Source organism: Trichocoleus sp. ST-U2 (genome assembly GCF_039961875.1).
Lineage (GTDB): Bacteria > Cyanobacteriota > Cyanobacteriia > Cyanobacteriales > FACHB-T130 > FACHB-T130.
Genome location: NZ_JAMPJY010000011.1, coordinates 109,734 through 131,953, shown reverse-complemented (window position 1 = coordinate 131,953; position 22,220 = coordinate 109,734). Strand labels below are relative to the sequence as shown.

At 41.2% G+C, this 22,220-nt stretch carries 14 protein-coding genes and 1 tRNA gene; 6 read left to right on the top strand and 9 right to left on the bottom strand.

Annotated features, from left to right (window positions below):
• Positions 1-285: 285 nt before the first annotated feature.
• The 3 genes from ppsA to NC996_RS10210 all read left to right on the top strand — a co-directional run bounded on the left by ppsA (position 286) and on the right by NC996_RS10210 (position 4,728).
• Entirely contained in the window at positions 286-2,724 is a 2,439-nt protein-coding gene (gene ppsA / locus NC996_RS10220) for a phosphoenolpyruvate synthase (protein ID WP_190682660.1), read from the top strand.
• 115 nt (positions 2,725-2,839) lie between these two features.
• Positions 2,840-3,724 carry a ChaN family lipoprotein gene (locus tag NC996_RS10215; RefSeq protein ID WP_190682657.1) on the top strand — a complete coding sequence of 295 codons (885 nt, stop codon included), beginning with the start codon at positions 2,840-2,842 and terminating at the stop codon, positions 3,722-3,724.
• 41 nt (positions 3,725-3,765) lie between these two features.
• Entirely contained in the window at positions 3,766-4,728 is a 963-nt protein-coding gene (locus tag NC996_RS10210) for a PrsW family intramembrane metalloprotease (protein WP_190531312.1), read from the top strand.
• Between the two features lie 170 nt (positions 4,729-4,898).
• Here NC996_RS10210 and NC996_RS10205 read toward each other — a convergent pair whose 3' ends face one another.
• Positions 4,899-5,147 carry a hypothetical protein gene (locus tag NC996_RS10205; protein ID WP_190412071.1) on the bottom strand — a complete coding sequence of 83 codons (249 nt, stop codon included), beginning with the start codon at positions 5,145-5,147 and terminating at the stop codon, positions 4,899-4,901.
• A 1,133-nt stretch (positions 5,148-6,280) separates the two neighbouring features.
• Here NC996_RS10205 and NC996_RS10200 point away from each other — a divergent pair.
• Positions 6,281-9,880, top strand: coding sequence for a PAS domain S-box protein (locus tag NC996_RS10200; RefSeq protein ID WP_199302877.1), 3,600 nt, complete (start codon positions 6,281-6,283; stop codon positions 9,878-9,880).
• Positions 9,881-10,030: 150 nt separating this feature from the next.
• Here NC996_RS10200 and NC996_RS10195 read toward each other — a convergent pair whose 3' ends face one another.
• Complete coding sequence (locus NC996_RS10195; protein ID WP_190682654.1) at positions 10,031-10,615, bottom strand: DUF1802 family protein; 585 nt, start codon at positions 10,613-10,615, stop codon at positions 10,031-10,033.
• 171 nt (positions 10,616-10,786) lie between these two features.
• On the opposite strand from NC996_RS10195, the gene NC996_RS10190 reads away from it, so the two are divergent.
• Both NC996_RS10190 and NC996_RS10185 read left to right on the top strand, forming a co-directional pair.
• Positions 10,787-11,746: an aldo/keto reductase gene (locus NC996_RS10190; protein ID WP_190682651.1), complete on the top strand. Its 960-nt coding sequence runs from the start codon at positions 10,787-10,789 to the stop codon at positions 11,744-11,746.
• 244 nt (positions 11,747-11,990) lie between these two features.
• Positions 11,991-12,596, top strand: a complete 606-nt coding sequence (locus NC996_RS10185; protein WP_190412067.1) for a hypothetical protein — start codon at positions 11,991-11,993, stop codon at positions 12,594-12,596.
• Here the strand turns inward: NC996_RS10185 and NC996_RS10180 are convergent.
• From NC996_RS10180 to NC996_RS10150, 7 genes are all read right to left on the bottom strand, one after another.
• Complete coding sequence (locus NC996_RS10180; protein ID WP_190682737.1) at positions 12,593-13,483, bottom strand: ATP-binding cassette domain-containing protein; 891 nt, start codon at positions 13,481-13,483, stop codon at positions 12,593-12,595. The two genes, NC996_RS10185 and NC996_RS10180, sit on opposite strands and share 4 nt — an antisense overlap.
• A 165-nt stretch (positions 13,484-13,648) precedes the next feature.
• On the bottom strand, positions 13,649-14,422 hold the full coding sequence (locus NC996_RS10175) for an ABC transporter permease (protein WP_190531813.1): 774 nt from the start codon (positions 14,420-14,422) through the stop codon (positions 13,649-13,651).
• Between the two features lie 623 nt (positions 14,423-15,045).
• Positions 15,046-15,246, bottom strand: a complete 201-nt coding sequence (locus NC996_RS10170) for a hypothetical protein (RefSeq protein WP_190682648.1) — start codon at positions 15,244-15,246, stop codon at positions 15,046-15,048.
• Between the two features lie 1,393 nt (positions 15,247-16,639).
• The gene (locus tag NC996_RS10165; RefSeq protein ID WP_190682644.1) at positions 16,640-17,989 is read right to left on the bottom strand and encodes a hypothetical protein; all 1,350 of its coding nucleotides are present in this window, start codon (positions 17,987-17,989) and stop codon (positions 16,640-16,642) included.
• Between the two features lie 783 nt (positions 17,990-18,772).
• The gene (locus NC996_RS10160) at positions 18,773-19,927 is read right to left on the bottom strand and encodes a virulence-associated E family protein (RefSeq protein WP_190682641.1); all 1,155 of its coding nucleotides are present in this window, start codon (positions 19,925-19,927) and stop codon (positions 18,773-18,775) included.
• A gap of 818 nt (positions 19,928-20,745) precedes the next feature.
• Complete coding sequence (locus tag NC996_RS10155; protein WP_190682634.1) at positions 20,746-21,933, bottom strand: tyrosine-type recombinase/integrase; 1,188 nt, start codon at positions 21,931-21,933, stop codon at positions 20,746-20,748.
• A gap of 146 nt (positions 21,934-22,079) precedes the next feature.
• Positions 22,080-22,151, bottom strand: a tRNA-Val gene (locus NC996_RS10150).
• Between the last annotated feature and the right edge of the window lie 69 nt (positions 22,152-22,220).

Here is a 22,220-nt window from a genome sequence, read left to right as displayed (position 1 = left end):
AATTAAAGGGTAAAAAAGTTTGAGCAGGAAAGGCGAAAGTTATAAACTCTGTTTACCTTTATCCTCGATCCCTCAGTATTTATCCTGAATTCTTTAAGCTTTATTCCGACCTGTTATTGAGGACATTTTTGCTAATTGGCAGCTTTAATCTCTGGAAATTATAACCAAAACCGGCTGATTTCGCAGTGATCCCAAAGAAATTACAAAATTAATGAAGAAGTGATCTAATTTACCCATTCTCAGCCTCGCCATCGCTAGACTAAAGCTACAAAAGGAGAAAAAGCTATGGTTACAGCAGCGGCAGAAAGGTCATTGCACTTATCCAAAGAGCGATCGCTAATTCTCTGGTTCGATGAAGTTGGAATTATCGATGTCCCTTTGGTAGGCGGCAAAAATGCTTCCTTAGGGGAAATGATTCAGCAGTTAACCCGCCAGGGAGTCAATGTTCCCAACGGGTTTGCCACAACGGCGTATGCCTACCGCTATTTCATTCAATCAGCGGGATTAGAAGACAAGCTGCGATCGCTCTTTTCTGACTTGGATGTTGAAGACCTCGACAACCTGCGGGAACGCGGAAAAAAGGCACGAGCATTGTTAATGCATACGCCTTTCCCTGAGGAACTACGGACAGCAATTACCGCAGCTTACCAACAGATGTGCAAGCTTTATGGCTCTGACATGGATGTAGCCGTTCGCTCCTCTGCCACTGCTGAAGATTTGCCCGATGCGAGTTTTGCCGGTCAACAAGAAACCTTCCTGAACGTTCAAACCGCTCCAGGAGTTTTGGCAGCTTGTCATCGATGCTTTGCCTCCCTATTTACCGACCGTGCAATTTCTTATCGCCACATCAAGAACTTCGACCATTTTGATGTTGCGCTTTCCGTCGGCGTGCAAAAAATGGTACGTTCGGATTTAGCCTCCTCTGGTGTCATGTTCTCGATTGATACCGAAACCGGCTTTAAAAATGCGGCCTTAATTACAGCCGCTTACGGATTAGGGGAAAATGTAGTTCAAGGGGCAGTCAACCCTGATGAATATTTGGTTTTCAAGCCTACTTTAAAAGATGGATTCCGCCCAATTATTGACAAACGACTGGGCAGCAAAGAATTCAAATTAGTGTGCGATCAGGGGGGCTGCAAAATCACTAAGAATGAGCGAGTTCCCGTAAGCGAGCAACGGAAATTCGCCCTTAACGATGACGAAATTTTGCAACTCGCCGAGTGGGCTTGCTTGATTGAAAATCATTACAGCGATGTCCACGGCAAAGATATGCCGATGGATATTGAGTGGGCAAAAGATGGTGTTACTAATGAGCTTTTTATCGTCCAAGCTCGCCCAGAAACAGTGCAATCGCAAAAGAGTAAAACAGTTCTGCGTAGCTATCATCTGGTAGGAGGGAAGCAGGCGGTACCTTTACTAACAGGGCGTAGCGTTGGAGAGGCAATCGGGCAGGGCAAAGCCAGGGTAATTCTCGATGCGAATAAAATTGATTTGTTCCAAGCCGGGGAAGTTTTAGTCACTGATAAAACTGACCCTGATTGGGAACCAATCATGAAAAAAGCTAGCGCGATTATTACGAATAAAGGGGGGCGTACCTGTCACGCGGCAATTATTGCCAGAGAAATGGGAATTCCAGCCATTGTGGGTTGCGGAAATGGTACAGATATTTTAAAAACAGGTCAAGAAATTACGGTTTCTTGTTCTGAGGGAGAAGAAGGACGGGTTTATTCCGGATTATTACCCTACGAAGTTCAAGAAATTCCGCTGGAGAACCTACCCCGCACTCGCACTAAAATTATGATGAATGTAGGCAATCCTGAAGAAGCATTTAGCCTCTCAGCGATTCCTAATGATGGGGTAGGATTAGCTAGGCTGGAATTCATCATTGCTAATCACATCAAAGCTCATCCTTTAGCTTTGATTTCTTACGACAAATTAGAGGATGTAGAAGCTAAAGAAAAAATTGCGGAAATGACGGTAGCTTATGAACACAAACCTCAATATTTTGTGGATAAGTTAGCTCAAGGAGCCGCCAGAATTGCCGCTGCTTTCTATCCCAATCCGGTAGTAGTGCGAATGAGCGATTTCAAGAGTAATGAATACGCTAATCTTTTGGGAGGCAGGCAATTTGAACCCAAAGAAGAAAACCCAATGCTTAGCTGGCGAGGGGCGTCTCGTTACTATGATGAAAACTATCGCGATGCTTTCGCCTTAGAGTGCCAAGCCTTGAAGCGGGTGCGAGATGAAATGGGTTTAACCAATGTTATCCCGATGATTCCTTTCTGCCGCACTCCCGAAGAAGGGCGCAAGGTGTTAGCAGAGATGGCGAAGCATGGCTTGGAACAAGGTAAAAACGGTTTGCAAGTTTACGTGATGTGCGAGTTGCCCAGTAACGTAATTATGGCTGAAGAATTTGCCGAAGTTTTTGATGGTTTCTCCATCGGTTCTAACGACTTAACGCAGCTAACGTTAGGTTTAGATCGGGATTCTGCGTTAGTGGCGCATATTTTTGACGAACGTAACGAAGCAGTGAAGCGGATGGTGAAGATGGCGATCGCTGCCGCTAAGAAAACTAATCGCAAAATCGGTATCTGCGGTCAAGCGCCCAGCGACTACCCGGAATTTGCTCGATTCTTGGTAGAACTGGGGATTGATTCGATCAGTTTAAACCCGGATTCTGTACTGAAGACGCTGTTGATGGTGGCGGAAGTTGAAGGGGTTTAACTCAATCGTTGCCACAACTGAACGTCAAGAAACCCGTTTTCCCCAAGAGAACGGGTTTTTCATGTAGCTGGAAATAAGTAAGCTGAGAAGAATGCTCTCCTGCCACAATCTCTTTATGAAAAAATACTCATTCAGCCAATTCTGCGCTTGGTCGCTGTTTATTTTCCTCCTCTGTGCCTTGCCTGCTTATTCCCAAACAATCTCCAGCCCTCAAACGCAGCAGAGCTATACTGGACCCGAAGTTTTGCAACAACTCGCAAAGGTAAACGTCATTTATTTAGGGGAAACCCACGATAGCCCTGAAGATCACCAAGCTCAACTGGAGATAATTCAGGAACTCTATCGGCGAAATCGGAAAGTAGCGATCGCGATGGAGATGTTCCAGCGTCCCTATCAAGGCGTACTCGATCGCTATCTGGCGGGGAAGATAACAGAAACTCAGCTAATCGAACAAAGCGAATATAAAAAACGCTGGGGTTTTTCTTGGGAATATTACGCCCCAATTTTGGGTTTTGCTAAGGAGAAGAAACTGCCTGTCTTAGCCTTAAATACTCCCAGCGAAGTCACCCGCAAAGTTGCCCGACAAGGCTTAGAAAGCCTAACAGCAACGGAACGGCGCTATATTCCAGCAAAGGCTGAAATCCGTACTGATAATCCTGAGTATCGCCAAATGGTACAACAGGCTTTTCAACAACATCAAGCCGCGGGTCATGGTTCCAGCGCCAACTTCGAGCGATTTTTCACTGCCCAAGTGCTGTGGGATGAAACAATGGCAGATGCGATCGCGCAGTTTCTAAAAACCCATCCAGATTATCAAGTCGTCGTGCTGGCTGGACAAGCTCATATAGTCTACGGCTATGGAATTCCCAGCCGTGTTGCTCGACGCTTGGGCAATAAAATAATCCAGCGATCGATTCTACTCAATCCTACGGTAGAAGAGCCTGCACAAACTGATAAAGCGATCGCTGATTGCTTGTGGGTAACATCACCTGGCAAATAACTGAGCAATAAGTTATAAACGAAGAAAATTAAACTCTCCCTATGGATAGGTTCCTAATCACAGCTATTTTGATAGCGATTCCCACCTTTATTTACATCCGCATCGTGATTAGCATCGATCGGTTTGAGAAAGAACCGACACGCTACCTGATTGCGGCATTTTTGTGGGGGGCGCTGCCAGCAGTGGTGGGTGGCATCATTGTGCAATTAATTCTAAACGTACCCATCCAACTGATATTTGGTGCAGAAAGTCTTGGGGGTCAATTCATCACCACTGCCGTCAATGCGCCAGTCACCGAAGAAATCCTCAAAGGCGCTGCTGTAGCAATTATTTACCTGTGGTATCGCAGAGAATTTGATGGCTGGGTAGATGGGATCGTCTATGGGGCGATGGCGGGTTTCGGATTTGCCTATGTAGAAAATATCCTCTACTTGCAGGGTACAAAGACGTGGGAAGAATGGGGACAGCTGCTGCTGCTACGTGTCATTGTCTTGGGCTTCATGCACGGCTTTTGGACAGCCCTCACCGGCATCGGTTTTGGTTTGGCACGCCATCGCCATAACCTGTTTACGAAAATCCTGCTAATCTCTGGCGGGTTGATTGCGGCGATGAGTGCCCATTTAATCCACAATGGCGCACTGATTTTAGCAAAAGCTAGTGGTGGTGCGACTCTAGCGATCGCTTTGTGGAATTACGGGTTCCTGGCAGCTTTAATGATTGTTTTAGGGTTTGTCGCTGCCGATCGCGATCGCAAAATGCTCAAAACATACCTTAGCGACGAAGTTCCAACTGTAATTTCATCTGCTGACTACGAAGCACTCTGTAACAGGCGTTCCAACACCCTCGCGCGGTTGCGCGTAGCACCCAAACAACAACGCGCTTTCATTCAAACCGCAGCCGAGTTGGCTCAAAAGAAATTTCAATTATTTAAAATGGGCGAAGAAAGCGGTAACAGTACCGAAATCGCCCTACTCCGCAAACAATTAAAACAATTCAGAAATTAACGCCCTGTGCAACTTTTTCTTGTTTCTCAATTTTTCTAGGATTGGGAGCTAAGAAATGTTTTAGATATCAATCAACGCTGCATTAGCAAAAACGGTCTCCAGAGACTTATGGGTAGCAGGCATTTCTACACTTGATATTGTTAATTTTCTTTGCTTGCTGGTATTTTTTATCAGCTTTGCTCTGAATTTATAATAGAAAATTCCTGCGCCTTCTCACTAGGAACCAAAGTCCAGCCTGTCCGGATTAACTTTTGGTAAGTTGCCCAACCCCTAGAAATTCCTGGTTCGCGGTAGTCGGGTACAGCGTATTGCGGAAAGGCTGTGTAAGGTCGCCAGGGTTCATTGGGTTGATTTTGCAAATACAAAATCTTCTCATCATCCGTCGCAGACTTAGGCAACCAGGACATTTGTTTAGGCATCAGAAAACTCCTTTCTCAAAAAAAGGGGTGAACCCTTGAGCAGATTTTCTTGGGGTAAATGCTTGGAGGAAGCTTCCTTTAACATCCTTTAACAATAGCTGTCTATACAGCTCAACTAAGAGTTGCTAAGACGGCTCAAAGTCGCTCGACTTGATTTGACCGGAAAATCTCTTAGGATGAACTGCTGCTCCAAGGAAAGTTGGATTTATTAATCGTTTACAATAACATACCTCTAAAGAACTCACAAAATTTTTGCTCCAATCAAGCTCGCGCAATGTAGTTATAAAACTTATCACTTTTTTCTTGACAATTTATGCAAAATAGCTAATAGAAACTGGTGACTTAGCCTAGTTGTATATAGCGCCAATTGTGGAATAAGTTGTCTAATAGCATTCATTCTTAACTCAACATCAATGCGATCGCTTTGACACCGAACCGATTGAGACGAATTCTTCACGCCACTCACCCAAAGTCTTTGACCTATGGCTATAATTACTTTTGCTCAAAGGTCGTTGCCAGTCGCTTTTTTTGGGGAAACATTGTCTCGGTAGCACAGTTGAGTCTCAGCCAATCGGGTGAATTCCCTTTGACTTAGCTCTCGCATCAGCAAATGCGGCAATGCACTTAATCGGTGTAAATATATAACAAGCAAGATGTATTCAGTAAAATATGAAACATAAAATTGATATGAAGTTATGAAAAAACCGCGTAGATGATTGCCAAATTCGCAAAAACGGGAACGTGTAACCCTTCTGAAACTCTATAGGATCTATATAGGCTCTAATAAATCTAGGCACAAAACCATGCCTGGGGAATCGGACAAAATGCCCGACTGATGCTGGTCTGTCGGTAGTAAGTCCTTGTTCAAGGAGAAAGTTATAGCATATCAAAGTAGGCAAATGTCTTTTAGGCAAAAGGAGATTGCGATCGCACAACCTATGTCGGTATACGCGGCATCCCCTGCCTTGAAGATGGAAGAAGCGGGAAAATGGTGAGCGTAGCTTCTTAAAGGTCTTCTACAGTCCAGAAAACTTATGAGCGATCGCATTCGTAACTGAAGAAGATAGAAGAAGCTAATCGTAGCACTGTACTTTGCAACGCGGCTAGTTATGATGAGCAGATTAAAACGCAGAATGTCTAGAGAGTTTGATATGCGGCTTAAAGCACAAACTCTAAAGCTTCTCAAAGCCAAAGAAGCGTTGCAAGCTGCATTAACCCGGTGTCAGCAAACAGAGGCGAAGTTGCACGAAGCTGATGAAGAGTTAGAAAAGCGCGTCAGAAACCGGACTGCGGAACTGGCGCAAGCTAACGAACAATTGCAACATGAAATCAATCAGCGCCAACAAACTGAGGCACTGCTGCGCCAAAACGAACAGATGTATCGGCGAGTTCTGGATGCGACGGGTGAAGGCATTTGGATAATCGATGCTGAGGGAAAAACGACATACGTTAACCAGCAAACCGCCGAAATGCTCGGCTATTCAAGTGAGGAAATTCTGGGTCGTTCTGCATTTGATTTCCTCTTTGAGGAAGACCTTGCTGAAGCACACTCGTATTACCAGCGGATGCAGCAAGGAACCCAAGAACAGCATGAGTGGCGTTGGCGTTGCAAAAACGATCGAGAGTGGTGGGTATTCGCTAGAACCAGTCCCCTCTTTGGCGAAAATGGTCAATTTCAGGGTGCAATCGGCATATTCATCGATATCAGCAACCGTAGGCAGGTGCAAGAGGCACACAGAGAAAGCGACAGGTTCTTCCAGGCAACATTTAACCAAGCTGCTGTTGGCATCGCTCACGTCAGCATCGACGGGCAGTGGTTACTGGTTAATCAAAAACTCTGCGATATTGTGGGTTACACGCCAGAGGAACTGCGAGAGCGCACTTTTCAGGATATTACTCACCCCGACGATTTGAATGCGGATCTTGAACACGTCCGCCAAATGTTGGCGTCAGAGATTCAGACCTATTCCATCGAGAAGCGCTCCATCCGCAAAGATGGTTCTCAAGTTTGGATTAATCTGACTGTATCGCTGGTACGCGAACCAACGGGTGAGCCGAAGTATTTCATTTCGGTTATTGAAAATATTGACGAACGTAAGCGAGCTGAACAGGCATTAGAACAATCGTTGAAGGAATTATCAGACATCAAGTTTGCTTTAGATCAAGCAGCGATCGCGGTAGCAACTGACGAGAAGGGAACGATTAACTATGTTAATGATAAATTTTGTCAAATTTCTAAATATGCCAGAGAAGAATTGATTGGACAAAGTCATCGTTTGATCAATTCTGGATTCCATGCAAAAGAATTCTTTCAAAATCTTTGGGCAACGATTTCTGACGGAAAAATTTGGCAAGGGGAAATTAAAAATAGAGCGAAGGATGGCACTTGTTACTGGGTCGATACTACGATTGTGCCGTTTCTAAATGACCAAGGAAAACCGTTCCAATATTTAGCAATTCGATTCGATATCACGAAACGCAAGCAAGCAGAAGAGGCACTGCAACAAAGTGAGGAGCGATTGAGACTAGCTCTGGAAGCTGCACAAATGGGCATTTGGGACTGGAACATCCTCACGAATCAAGTGACCTGGACTGACAACAATGAAAAGCTATTTGGTTTGACTCCAGGTAGCTTTGAGAAAACCTATGACGCCTTCCTTGGATACATTCATCTGGAAGACCGCGAATCCGTACAGCAAGCAGCAATTCGTGCCTTGGAAGAAAATCAGGGCTACGAACAGGAATTTCGCATTGTCTGGCCTGATGGCAGCATTCGTTGGATGATGACAAAAAGCCAGTTGCTGTGCAACGAAACAGGCACAGCGGTGCGGATGATTGGCACTACTCTGGATATCACCAAACAGAAGCTCGCACAATTCGCTTTAACGCAGCAGACTGAACGACAGCGATTGGTAGCAGCGATCGCTCAACGCATTCGCCAATCTTTAGACTTAGACGAGATTCTCAGTACGACCGTCACTGAAGTCCGAGAATTGCTCCAGACCGACCGGGTAATCGTTTACCGTTTCCAGCCAGACTGGAGTGGAGTCGTGATGATGGAATCGGTCGGTTCTGGGTGTAAGTCTCTCCAGGGAAGCACCATCTCAAAACCACTAGGAGACATTTATGTCCAGCGCCACCAACAAGGGGAAATCACCGCGATAGAAGATATTCATACCGCAGATTTAGATAAATATCATTTTGACCTACTGGCTGAGATTCAAGTCAGAGCGACTTTGATAGTCCCGATTTTGCAAAGAGGCAGGGACGAAATCTTCACCGTCGCAGAAAATACGGGAGCGAATGCGGTGTTTTGCACCACTTCCCCCACGCCTCTACTGTGGGGGTTGCTTTGTGTCCATGAGTGTTCGCAACCCCGACAGTGGCAGCAATTAGAAATTGACTTACTGACTTCATTGGCGAATCAGTTAGCGATCGCCATTGAGCAAGCGGCACTGTTTAAGCAGGTGCAACAGATGAACTCGAATCTGGAACGCCAAGTGCAAAAACGTACCACCCAGTTGCAAAAAGCACTCGGCTTTGATGCGGTGCTGAAACGCATCACAGACAAAGTCCGCGATAGTCTGGACGAAAGCCAAATTTTGCAAGCAGCGGTTAGGGAGTTGGCACTCTCTTTCAACATGAGCAGCTGCCATGCTTCGCTCTACAACTTGGAACAAGAAACTGCCACGATTTGCTACGAATACGCCGCCTCAATGCCTTCCTCGAAGGGTCGCGTCTTGCAAATGGCTTCTTTTCCGGAAATTTATCGACCCCTCCGGCAAGGGAAGCATTTTCAATTGTGTTCCTTCTCTGGCAACTCTATCCACGGTCAGGCATCGATGTTAGCTTGTCCGATGTTCGACGATCAAGGAGTCCTGGGGGATTTGTGGTTATTCCATCACCCAGATTATACCTTTAACAATCTGGAGATTCGGCTGGTCAAACAGGTAGCCAATCAATGCGCGATCGCAATTCGTCAAGCCCGACTTTATCAAACATCCCTTGCCCAAGTGCAGGAACTGGAGAAACTCAATCAACTCAAAGATGACTTCCTCAGCACGGTTTCCCACGAATTGCGGACTCCTATCGCCAATATGAAAATGGCGATCCAAATGCTCAAGGTTTCTCCGACAGGCGATCGCTCTCAGCGCTATCTACAAATATTGCAAACAGAGTGCAACCGAGAAACTGAGCTAATCAATGACCTTCTAGACTTGCAACGGCTAGCAGCTGCGTCTTATCCCAGCTTTCTTGCCACGGCAATCGATCTACCAGAGTGGTTGCCGAATATTATTGAATCCTTTCGCTCCCGCATACAGGAACGCGAACAAATCTTACAGGTTGATATTCCCTCAAACTTGCCCACCCTAGTCTCGGAATTAGCCAGTGTGGAGCGAATTTTGACAGAGTTGCTCAATAATGCGTGCAAGTATACCCCACCAGGAGAACGCATTACAGTAACAGTCCGTGCCGCTTCGGCAATGATGCAAATCAAGGTGAGCAACTCTGGGGTCGAGATTCCGCCTGATGAGCTACCCCGCATTTTTGACAAGTTCTACCGCATTCCCCGTGCCGATCGCTGGAAGCAGGGCGGAACTGGTTTAGGATTAGCGCTGGTGCAGAAACTCACCCAACATTTAGGCGGCATTCTTCGAGTCAGGAGTGCTTCTGAAGAGATAACGTTTACTTTAGAGTTACCGCTGACGCACCCAATGTCTGGTAATGGGTAATCTGTCCGGTTTCCATAATAAAAGAACCCCACCCCCAGCCCCTCCCCGCTTGCGAGGAGGGGAGCCGGAGCCGCAGGAGATGGCGGGGTGGGGTTCCGGAGAATTACGGCGAATTAACCAGATTTGACATAGCGGATAATGGAATACTTCTCACCAATTAGCTATTTGCCGAATTGTTGTGACTTGCTGAGCATATTCTGCATCATCTAAAACAGGTTTTGCATCCTCAAATGCGATCGCGCTTGCAAGATCGATCCACGACTTGCAACCTCCATATTCCGGGCGGTAAGCGATAATCTGCGCTTGAATCAGTTTGTAAGTGCGTAGTAGCAGCACATAAATCGGCTGACGCGGCTTCCATTTGAGGCGATCGCTGACAAATTGCTCGTTCCAAATATGGTACGGTAGCAGCCCTCTCACCGCTGATTCTTCACTCACAGGCAAAATATCAGTAATTTCAGCCCAAGCACCGATTCGGATGGTTTCTGGATGCCAACCGGAGGCGACGGGTTGCACCAGATTGGAATATTCCGCTTTTAGCAAATCGGGCTGTTGATGTTCATAAGTTGGGTAGAGCAAAACTTCTGTTTCGGCAACGGTGAAGCGGTTGTTTTCCTCGCGGATGCCGCCTTTGCGTAGCAGCATAATCGTTTTGCCTTGTTCTAAGGCATCGACAGCAACCGCCCATTCTTTGAGGGCGTGAGGCGTGGTTTTGGTGGTCGTCGTGGATTGCATAAGTCTCGGATATTCTAATTCCAGGCTAACAGCGACCACACGACAGGTCAGTTAACATCGTTACTTTGATGCTGATTTGATTTGATGTTGAAAACGAAGCAAGCGATCGCATCCCCTTCCCCCAAGTGTTGCCTAATATGAAGACAGAAGCCGATAAACCAGGATTGACGCATGGAAAAACGACACTTAGGCACTTCTGACATTCAAATCTCTCCGATTGTCATGGGTACATGGCAAGCTGGCAAAAGGATGTGGGTGGGAATTGAAGACGCCGACACGATAAAAGCAATCCGGGTGGCATTTGATGCCGGTATCACTACAGTTGACACCGCTGAAGTCTACGGCGAGGGGCATTCTGAGCAGATTGTCGCCCAAGCGCTATCAGATGTGCGCGAGCAAGCGGTTTATGCAACCAAGGTGTTTGCCAATCATCTCAAGTATGACCAAGTGATTGAAGCGTGCGATCGCTCTCTCAAAAACCTGAAAACCGACTATATCGACCTATACCAAATTCACTGGCCCTCTGGAGTGTTTAAAAGCGAAATAGTCCCCATTGAAGAAACCATGAACGCCCTTAACCACCTGAAGGAACAAGGTAAAATTCGGGCAATTGGGGTTTCTAATTTCTCCCGCGCCCAGTTGGAAGAAGCTGCCCAGTATGGACGCATCGATAGTTTGCAACCGCCGTATTCCCTGTTTTGGCGTTGGGTGGAAAAGGATGCCATGCCTTACTGCGTTGAAAACAAGATTTCAATTCTGGCTTATTCGTCTCTCGCTCAAGGATTATTAACTGGAAAATTCGGCTCCGATCATCAATTCGATCCAGCGGATAATCGTGCGAAAAATAAGCTTTTTCAAGGGGAGAACTACGAACGCGCCCAGCAAGCTTTGGACAAACTGCGTCCGATTGCCGAACGCCATCAGTGTAGCCTTGCTCAACTGGCATTGGCGTGGTTAATTGCCCAACCACAAACGAATGCGATCGCGGGTGCGAGAAATACCCAACAAGTCATAGACAACGCTAAGGCGGGTGATATTAAACTATCGACTGATGAATTGCAGGAAATTGATGCAATTGGGCGGATTGTCACCGCTCGTCTAGACGATAGCCCCATCATGTGGAATTGGTGATCGGAACGCAAAGAATTTTTCGCATCAGAATTTTAGGGAGTCAGCCGTGAAAGTGCTGTATCGGGATGAGCCAACAGTAGCGATCGCGCTGGCTTTCTCCTATTTTCTCTTATTTAATTAGCAGATTTAAAAATAGAAAATTGCTTTTGGCGAACCATCACCTTATTTTTCTTACGGTAATAATTCGTAACTGCTGGCGCGAATCGTGTATCTCTATTGAAGAGATAGCGTTTCTGGTTAAATTATGGCAAGTTACCGCTCTGCTTTTTGGGTCAATAGTTTCTCTTTTCTAGCAGTTATTGCTTTAATTGTCTATACCCAATTCTTGGGTTCTCCAGCAGGAATACTATTCGAGCCGCCGCGTGCCCCAGCCGATCCAAATGCGGGTTTGTTAACTCATACGTTCCAGTTATTATGTGCGGTACCGCCCATTGTTTGCACTTTTAGTTTTGGATTGCTGAGAACGATTCAACGACAACAAACCCGAAATTCATTTATTCTGTATTCGGCAATCATAACTGGCGGGTTTCTCATTAATGAAATTTTTCGGATTCACATTATTCTTTTAAGAGCAGGAATTCCCAAGTTAATAACCATCGTCGTATATGCGATAGCGACCTTGGGATACGGATTAGCCTTCAGGCGGAAAATACAATCAACGCCCTACATTCTGCTACTCAGTGGTATCGGTTTATTGTTCAGCGCGATCGCTGTAGATTCGCTAAAGTTAAGCGGCGATGTAGTTCCCGTCTTGCTAGAGGGTGTCCCAAAGTTGTTCAGCGAAATTAATATTGCACTTTATTTTTGGTCTGTCTGTTACGGAGAGATATTGCGATCGCGCAATTCTTAACCCTGCGTCACCTCAACATAAATATGCTCTAACCGTACAGGTTGCCGAGCAATCGAATCGAGAGGAATTCCATCAAAACAGGAAATAATTTCCTTTAGTTCTAGATGTTCTGGTAGCCAAAAAGCTAAATCATTCCCATAACGCCGAGGAGTGAAATTATATTTCTTAGCGCGAGCGATCGCTTGCTCCTCCTCCGGCGTCTCCACTACCACAACTTCCACTGCTGGCACTAATTTTCGCAGTTCTGTTAAACTGCCCTCCGCCAAAATACTACCCCCTTTAAGAATCCCGATTTTTTGACAAAGGCGTTCGGCTTCATCTAACAAATGAGTCGTAAGCAGAATTGTAATCCCCTGATTTTTCAGATGCCGAATTAACTCCCAAATTTCGTAACGCGCTTCAATATCCAATCCAGTCGTGGGTTCATCCAGAACGATCAGCTTAGGCTGATGTACCAAAGCAACCGCAATATTTAACCGCCGCTGCATTCCGCCACTCAACGTTTCCACCGGACTTTTTGCTCTATCTAATAAATTAACAGCCGCTAAACTTGCTTCTACCTGTTGACGCCGCTGCTGATTTGTTAAGCCATAAATCCGAGCAAAGAAATGGAGATTTTCCTCACAACTTAGAGTTTTATAAAGTAAATTTTCTTGCGGCGCAACCCCTATCAGATTTTTTGTTGCGTTTGAGACAGGTTGGTTGTTAATCTTAATTTCTCCACTATCCGCCCGCAATAAATTACAAATTATATTAATCGTTGTGGTTTTTCCCGCTCCATTGGGTCCCAGTAAACCGTAAATTTCTCCAGGGGGAATATGCAGCGTTAATTCCTGTAAAACAGCTCGCGTTCCGTAAGATTTATTTAGCTTCTCAATTCGTAGCACAATATTCCCTAATTGATTACAAGCTGAACGATATTCTTTAAACACAGAAGTATGGCAAAAAATCGCCAACTACGCTGAGAATAAAATTAAATTTTGCTGGCTTTTGCGTAAAGCTTAGCGTAACCCCACGTTAAAAACTATGTATACATCCCTATTTTTAAACAATCACAGTCTCCTTTCAAGACTCAACATCCGCTGGTAGGACAGCCATCCTCCTACAACCATTAAAATTGCAAACACGCATAAAAACCAAAAGTGAGATGCAATTTCTCCCAGTCCACTGCCATCAGCAGATACGCCGATTAGGGCTTCATTCATGTGATAAATTGGATTGAACTTAGCAATTTTTAGCAGTGTCTTTGAAAACAGCGAAGTCGGTAAAAAGGCACCTCCTAAAATTAATAAAGGCACCCCAAATGCTGCCACCAAAGCATTAACATCCTCTGTGCGACGAGCAAACTGCGTACCGAGAATAAACCCAACACCAACATAGGAAATAATACTCAAAAAAATAATCAGGATTCCTAGCACAATAGAACCCTGAAACTGAGCATTCCAAAAAGCAGCAATCGTGTAGACTAAAATGGCTTGACCGACACCAATGCAGCTGTGAGCTAGGAAAATTCCTAAGAAATAAGACGTTCCGCTGAGCGGTGAGATAAAAAGACGTTTGAGGGTTTGCTGTTCTCGCTCTGCAACCACAGTTGCTACACTACCACCCAAGCAACTAAAAAATAGTGCGGCACCCACCAGTGTTGAGGGAGCAGCCTTTTCAAAAGCCTCAGCCATAGACAACTTGGCATTTTCTGCCAGAATAACCCCATTAATCAGCAAAACAGAGACTGGAAAAATACACCAAAAAATCAGGCTGCGTCGCCGTCGTAATAATTCAATCAAAATTCGCTGGCAAACTGCCAGCGTTTCACGCCCGTATTTCATGGTGAGAAGTTACCCCAATACCAGATAAGTCAATTATTAAGGTACGCTTTTTCGCAACCTATCTGTAGACGCACAACTACTTAATATGTTCGGATCGCTGCTGCTAGGATATTAAAACACTCTCCCTTTCCCAAGCCTCTGCCCACAGTTTTTCAACAACAGACGCTAGACTTGCCGCGACTTCAAATCGATGAGTGTTGTAGTGGTAGGTGGCTAGGTTGGCTAGCTTAGCTTGTGCCGATGCTGCTTTGACAACGTTAGGTAGAGAAAAATCGACTCAAGCCTGAAAACCCTTTCGCTATTTGGGATGGGATAGCAGTCAGAATTCTACATCACACTATCTAGATAGATAGTGTTCTTGCAACAATGATATTCATTTGTCTTGATGACATATAATTCGTCTCAGAGACAACAATCTGTCACTGATGACAAATAATTAGTCATTGTACATTTGTTAAATGGGCGATACTGGATTTGAACCAGTGACCCCTTCCGTGTGAAGGAAGTGCGACAAGGCTACCAACAATTACTGCAAGCCTTACATGGTAAGGTCTTTAATCGTTATCTAATAGTAGCTATCCAGTGATAACCACTATTTTGATAGCCAAATGATAGCCAAGTAGTTAAAATTCCGGTGGAACTGGCGGTGTAGCACCAGAATATATAACAGCAGCTTTACCTTTATCTCTTGCATCCTCTACAGCAGACATTGCTTCATCCCAATTTGGGTAAGTAACATACTTCCATTCTCCTGTAGTATCGCCTTCTACAGCAATTACAGTTTCTTCTCGTTTCCACGCCTCGTTAGGATCATGCTCGTTCATGTGCCTGTTTAGTAGCTGCTAGATGTATGCACCTAGTCAAGTAATGTCTGTAGGGCGAATCCTGCTTATCGTGCTTACAGACGATTCTAGAGGGAATACAGATGCTCTAACAGAACTATAGTTTAAGGGCATACTAAAATAACATAGCTAACTATCCTAGTCAATACTTATATCTATACTCATGTCATCACGTCTTAAGTGCTAATCATATATAAATCCAATAGCTCTATAACTACAAACACATAATTGCTGTATACACATAGCGAATGTAATTTTACAATTTCTGCTATGGGAAGACCCATACAATTGATGTAAACAACGGTAATTCAGGCTTTCAACACAAGACTATTGAGATTAAATACACACACAATATCTACAATAAGCATACAAAAGTAGAACATATTGTTATACATGAACTCATGCTCATCACTTCTTGAGTGCTAATCATATGTAAATCCAATCGCCCTATAACTACAAACACGTATTTTCTGCACACATAGCAGATGTAATTTACATATTTATCTTGCTTAATGCACATACGACTGATGTATTTATCGATTATTCGATGTTTTAGAGGTATGAGGTTGAAAAAAATGTATAAGTTATATAAACATTTATCCATACAAGATTACATACAATTATTCAACATCAATCCAACAACAGAAAAACAAATTAATAGTCAACTACAAGAAATAGGAATTAAATCTACAAACTTTCAAATGCTTTTGTACAGATATTAAGTTTTATTGCACATTAACTACTTAATAAATTTTTTGCAAAAATCATCTTGTAACTGCTGAGTAGCTAAAGACTCTTGTTTGTTATCAAATTGAGATAGTTTACTGTCAACTATGAACTTAACAATTAAACAATGGTAGTCCTTATTATAAGGGTCTTCCCTATTTTGGATGATTAATTCAGACTTATAACTATAATGATCTTTTTCAGCTTTAATTTCATATATGAGCTTAGAGGATCTAAAATTCCCAGACTTTTTACTTGTAATTGAAAAGCCCATTTCCTGTATACAGTTCAAGCAGTTTGCATAACAGTAAATTAGACTGTAAGTTTCACTTGAGGAGATTGGTCGATCTGAATGTTTATAGGTGTAAGTTTTCTCATCTACTAGCATATTTTTAGCGTTGCTTGTAATCAATCTCGTGGCACAAATGTATTATTGATTAAAAGTTACAATTGCTATTCAATCTGTGATACAAATCACAAACATTAATAATTAATATCATTTACTTTGTGTAAGCTATCTTCAACTTCTGATTTATACAGAGATTGATGAAGCTTAAGCTTGTCAAACATCTAAATACACTTTCAAGCTAAATTTAATTTATTACTTGAGTATTTTACGGCTAATTTGCTTTTCATAGTTATTTAGAAGCTATTTTTTATAGCTTTTTAATTTACTACTAATTACAGCATAATTAGCTTGATAAGTAATACGCTTCTCTTTAGCTATAGATCCTACAAATGTTTCTTGAGGAATAAGATTTAATAGATTAATTGACTGTTTCAACCTTGATTGAGCTTTTAACCATACTTCTATAGAATGAGGAGGATTTTGAACAATAACAGCAGCTTCATATGCTGAATCTTGAGCAGTTTTTAAGTTATCTGCTGCTTTCTGTTCGATTAAAATTCTTTGACTAATAATAGAATGATTTTCTTTATAAGCAGTAAGTTTATCTTTTACTTTAATATATGTAGGTGAATTTGGAGGAATTACTTCTAATAAATCGATTGCTTCCTGCCATTTAGATTCTACCTGTTGCCAAACCTCTACTGAATGAGGTGGATTCTGAGCAATAATAGAAGCTTCCATAGCTTTTTTTTGTGCAGCGTCTAGGTTATCAGAAAATATTTCATCATTTATATTAATAGTTTCTGAAGTTCCATTATTAGTAGTTTCTGAATTAGATATTACCTGTTCTGGATTATCAGAGCTTTGGGGTAATATTTTTTGAACTTCAATTTCTCCGATTTCATTTTTATTAGTAGCAACTGTTGGTTGATTTTGAAGTTGCTTTAATTTTGAACCAATGATGTTTAAGCTCACAAAACTTGCAAATATTAAAAATACTATTAACTTTAAGTTTTTCTTCAAAAACTCTTGTCTTAGTTGTTTTTTCTCTAACTGTTTCCTTAATTTGGGGTTTTTGAGGCACTCTTCTGCTAAAAGTTTTACCTTGTTATTTTGAGAAATAAGGAAATTAACTTTCTCAAAAAGAGATTGTAGTAATGAGCGTTCTAACTTTTTTTTACTTTCTCTTTTACTTTTATTGAATAAAGCATCTCCCATGTTACCCAAACCATCTCCAAGTAAGTTTTGACCTACTTCTGAAGCAAAATCTGATATAACAGGAATTGGTTTAGTAAATGCTATTACTTTAAATCCTAATGCAAATTTACCAAATCCAGTAGCAAATTTCCCAGTACGATCAACAGTATTACTAACATTCTCAACTACATTTTCAACTACATTCTCAACTATATTTCTAGATTCAAGTTTTTTAATTTCAGTAATTATCTTATATTTTATATGCATCAACTGATTTTCAATATCAATTAGTTTATTAGCCTGTTGTTTCATCAACTCAAAACTACCAAAAATTAACTTAGGGCTTTCCTGGAGATAATTTCTGTCAATTTGTAATCTATCTATTATCTGATTAAAGATTAATTGTTGGTCTTGAGAAAGTTCCAATAAGTTCTGTTGTTTAACGTCAGACATTTTAAAACCGTAAGTTAGTTAACAGTGGTAATAAAATACAATAGATAAAGAAATTAAAACATTGTAAATTATACTGAAAACTATTCTTTAGTATTTATGAAACACGTATTTTTACGGTTTACACTGTCTTTAAAAGCATCACCATTAAAATTAAGTAAAAGTACCTAGTGTCTATAAGCTCTTTTAAGTGGCATGAAATTGGGTTTAGGTCATCTAGTACCTAAAATGTTTTTAATATGGTTTTATGGCTTTTTATTGTGATAGCCTGGAACCATTGTCATGTGAGGCTTTCAGTCGTTTAGTTGTTCAATCAATTAAATATTCAGCCTTTCTACCTATCAGGACGATCTCTAAAAACCTTGATTTTTCGTTAGTCATCCTTACTTGAATCACTGCTATACCCAAATAAAGCTAACCAGTTACGTAATGAGTATTTATACTTAAGACTTAGTAGTTGTAAGTATTTATCCTTAAAAATTAATTTGAAAATTTTTGAATGATTAATACATCAATTTCTGTTTTGAGTCTATGAAACTGAAAACTTTATTAAATACTGATGTAACCGATTTAACTGATGTGTAACTAAGTATTATTTTCTATAATCTAGTCCTAGTAAGAGTTTCAAAGTTTTGTGTAACTGTAACTGGTGTAACTAATATTTTACTAACGTTTATTTATTTAAATAAGTTTCTATTTTTCAGTTACATGGTTACATGGTTACAAAATAGCTGAAACCCTTTAATGATAAGAGTTCCAGCTTGTAACTGAGTTGTAACTGAACAATTAGCTAGTTACACAAGAGCTAAGTTGGCTAGGATGCCAATATTTACCTGGTTGATCTTTACCTTTAACTCTCGTAGCTTTATCAGGTTTTTCTAATCCCATAGATTCCAAGATAGATGTAACACGAGTCGCATCGGAACGTTTCCAACTCTTAGGTTCTTTACCGATAGCTTGAACTAAAACATCAGATAACGTAAATGGCTCTTGTTGTTCTAATACCCAATTAATTACTAAGTCCTCCCACATATCGGATTCTTGATGATTCATGTTCATAGCATTACTAATCTGCTGTTCAGTTTCATTTAGATAGACAGGATAATTATCTTTATATGCTTTAACTGCTGCTGCCCATATTAAATCTCTATTTTGTTTGATCCACTCAATATCGATCTTTTGGTTAATGTCAATAACCCAGAATCTTCTATTTCCTGTTGGATCTACTAAAAACTGATCTTGATTAGTAGTACCTACAAGAATAAATGAACGTTTTACTGTAATAGGTTTGTCAGCGTAAGGTTTTCTGAATGTATCTTCTTGTTTAGTAATAAAGCTTTTTAATTTACTCATTGAATAAGGTTTGATCGTATCCTCGCATTCTCCTAATTCGAGCATCCATTTACTATTGCAGATCATTAATTCATCTTTACTATAGTTCTGAAGATTAATAGAACTAAAATATTCATTACTAGCTAGTTCTTGAAAGAAGGAAGTTTTAGAAAAACCTTGACTGCCTTTGAGTATTAGTACAGTATCAAATTTGCATCCAGGATCATAAACTCTAGCAACTGCACCTACTAAAGTTGTAGATAGATACTTTGCTTCTAAGTTGTGTGGATCTATATGTAACCCTTTTTCACTTAATTTCTCAAAAACTTTTTGAGAGTCTACATTTGGATGTTTTTTAATACAATCCTCTAAATAATCTTCTAGAGGATTAAAAGGATTATTCTTTGCACATAAGTAAGCTCTTTCATATACATATTTATCGATGTCTAAAAGAATGCTGTGGTTTTCCTCTACTTCTGCTCTAAATTCAGCAATCTTAAAAATTTCATTATCTAGATAAATATCTTTAGTAACGCTATGATATTTTAATCTAGAAGAGAAATGAGTTTCTATAATTTGTTTTGTCTGTTGATACTTGTAGTGATTCATAGCTGATATCATGGAAATGGTTAAAACGCATGAAACACATAAAACACATAAAATTACAACATTTAATAATTCCGTTGAGTATATATTCAACGGTTTTTTTATTTCGGAGTTCGATCTAGAACAGCTTTATATCATCAAAGGATTCTTTCTTAATATGTTCTAGAGCTAGTTTTCTTAGTAATTCCGATAGGCTAATACAAAGTCTTTTAGCAAGTGCTTCTAGGCTTTGATAGTCTTCCTTAGAAAGTTTAGTGGATACTATTTTGTTTAATGGATGATTAACGATTTTTGGCATTTTAATTTAACTTGGAATAATCAGAATAATCGGACACACATAAGGTGAATATGGAAATAGACAACTGAGATTTCTCAGCAGTGTAGTTTCTTATGCAGAATCTCTTTCTTTCCTTTACCTCTCCTGTCCAACAGCCTTGTCAGGGCAATACGTGCTTTCCGTTATCTAGGGATTGAAACCTTCCGGGTCACAACCGTTTACAGGAGCCTCTGGAGGATACGCTTTGAGATTCAGTTGTCAAGGTTCAGGAAGGTAAGCTATGAAGTTTACCTATCTTTAAGTATATCAAAAAAAATATTTTAACTGCAAGTTGTCTATAGATTCTTCATTACATCTATAGTTAGAATTAATTAATATAAATTGAAATTTTGAATGTTTTCAAGAAGGTTTTCTCTCAAACGTTACAAACATCGTTCAGCTATTTCTGTATGCCTAAAACTCTAAAATATTGGCTATTTTGAGTAATAGAAAAGGATAGTAGCGTCTTGTACTATCCTCTCTAGCTTTTAGATATTAGTGAAATTTAGAATTCAGGGACTTGTATTTGTCGGATAGTACCCGCGTAATGCTTCATAATTACTTCCGGCGTATTACCTACCCATTTAGATACCTGTACAACGCTTACACTAGCTTCGAGAGCCATTGTGATGAAAGTATGCCTCGTGTTATATTGAGGGCGATATTCGCTAACTAAACCTTGCTTAACTAATCGTGTAACTACGCCATCGACTTGATTTCCATGTCTGTTTTTGTAACCCTTCCATGCGCGATTTAGGAAATTGTGATCGTCAATTTCTTTACCTTCAGGGCTAGGAAAAACTAATTGTTCAGGATCGCATTTTTCAGGCTTGATACTTTTTAAAAACTCTTGTAATTGACTATTACAAGGAAAAACACGAGGTTTTCCAGTTTTAGTTTCCTTTCTAGTACCTCGAACATAAGCTTCAGCAAAGGTAATCTTTTTACAATCAGGAGAAATATATCCCCATTGTAGTCCAATTGCTTCCGATGTTCGACATCCCGTTAAGAACAAAAACTTAACATAAGAAGTATAATAACTGTAATGAGTGTCGGTCTCAAACGCAGCAATTATTGCATCTCTTTCCTGTTTAGTAAAAGGTTTTATATCTTCTACCTGTTTAGGTATTACCTTGATTTTCTTAGCCATTCCTAAAAAGGGATTAGTAGAGATATGACCATACTCAACCGCCCAATCACAACAAGCTGCAATATTAATTAAGTATTTTCTAGCCGTTTCAGCTTTTAACTTACTGACTAGATAATCTCTGATTTCTAAAGCATTCTCTAGAGATTGTGACGGTAACTTCTGGATATGTGAACCAACAGCCTTATAAGTATTTTTTAGCGTGCTAGTAGAGACACTCTTAGCTTTATATTCAACATATAGCTCCCAAAGCTGCGCTAATGACAAGCCTAGTTTAGGTTTAATTGCTTGTACAACAGTTAGATGATTCTGTATTTTATATTTCTCTAATGAGAGATCCAGATGTCCTGTAGCGATATCTTCCTCAATCTCCCACGCCTTTACTTGGACTCTCTTGCGATTTTCTGGAGTATCCTGCAAACCTGTAGAAATGTATCGGCTATGAGCATCAATAACGCGAGGCAGCCGTAATCGCAGCTTTTCTCGAAATGACTCAATCCCTACTGTCCCTTTAGATGCCTTATTTTTCTGTGTAGCGTTTATCATGGCTATCCTTAGAAAAGTGCTTTACATAGCATGATAGCCAGTTGATAGCCAAAGTGCAAGGAATGTCTAAAAAATTAAGCAGACTTACAAACCTTTAAGTAAGCCTTAATCCTTCTATGTATTGCGTTTGAGCTTTATTTATTGAATGGGCGATACTGGATTTGAACCAGTGACCCCTTCCGTGTGAAGGAAGTGCGCTACCACTGTGCTAATCGCCCCTAGGTTTTTAAGTTTATCACAGGCATTCACAGCCAACAACCCTTCTAGATAAAGGAAGCAGTTATTTG

Coding starts and splice junctions, on each gene's coding strand:
- ppsA (WP_190682660.1), top strand. CDS start 286: ATGGTTACAGCAGCGGCAGAAAGGTCATTGCACTTATCCAAAGAGCGA.
- NC996_RS10215 (WP_190682657.1), top strand. CDS start 2,840: ATGAAAAAATACTCATTCAGCCAATTCTGCGCTTGGTCGCTGTTTATT.
- NC996_RS10210 (WP_190531312.1), top strand. CDS start 3,766: ATGGATAGGTTCCTAATCACAGCTATTTTGATAGCGATTCCCACCTTT.
- NC996_RS10205 (WP_190412071.1), bottom strand. CDS start 5,147: ATGCCTAAACAAATGTCCTGGTTGCCTAAGTCTGCGACGGATGATGAG.
- NC996_RS10200 (WP_199302877.1), top strand. CDS start 6,281: ATGTCTAGAGAGTTTGATATGCGGCTTAAAGCACAAACTCTAAAGCTT.
- NC996_RS10195 (WP_190682654.1), bottom strand. CDS start 10,615: ATGCAATCCACGACGACCACCAAAACCACGCCTCACGCCCTCAAAGAA.
- NC996_RS10190 (WP_190682651.1), top strand. CDS start 10,787: ATGGAAAAACGACACTTAGGCACTTCTGACATTCAAATCTCTCCGATT.
- NC996_RS10185 (WP_190412067.1), top strand. CDS start 11,991: ATGGCAAGTTACCGCTCTGCTTTTTGGGTCAATAGTTTCTCTTTTCTA.
- NC996_RS10175 (WP_190531813.1), bottom strand. CDS start 14,422: ATGAAATACGGGCGTGAAACGCTGGCAGTTTGCCAGCGAATTTTGATT.
- NC996_RS10170 (WP_190682648.1), bottom strand. CDS start 15,246: ATGAACGAGCATGATCCTAACGAGGCGTGGAAACGAGAAGAAACTGTA.
- NC996_RS10165 (WP_190682644.1), bottom strand. CDS start 17,989: ATGTCTGACGTTAAACAACAGAACTTATTGGAACTTTCTCAAGACCAA.
- NC996_RS10160 (WP_190682641.1), bottom strand. CDS start 19,927: ATGAATCACTACAAGTATCAACAGACAAAACAAATTATAGAAACTCAT.
- NC996_RS10155 (WP_190682634.1), bottom strand. CDS start 21,933: ATGATAAACGCTACACAGAAAAATAAGGCATCTAAAGGGACAGTAGGG.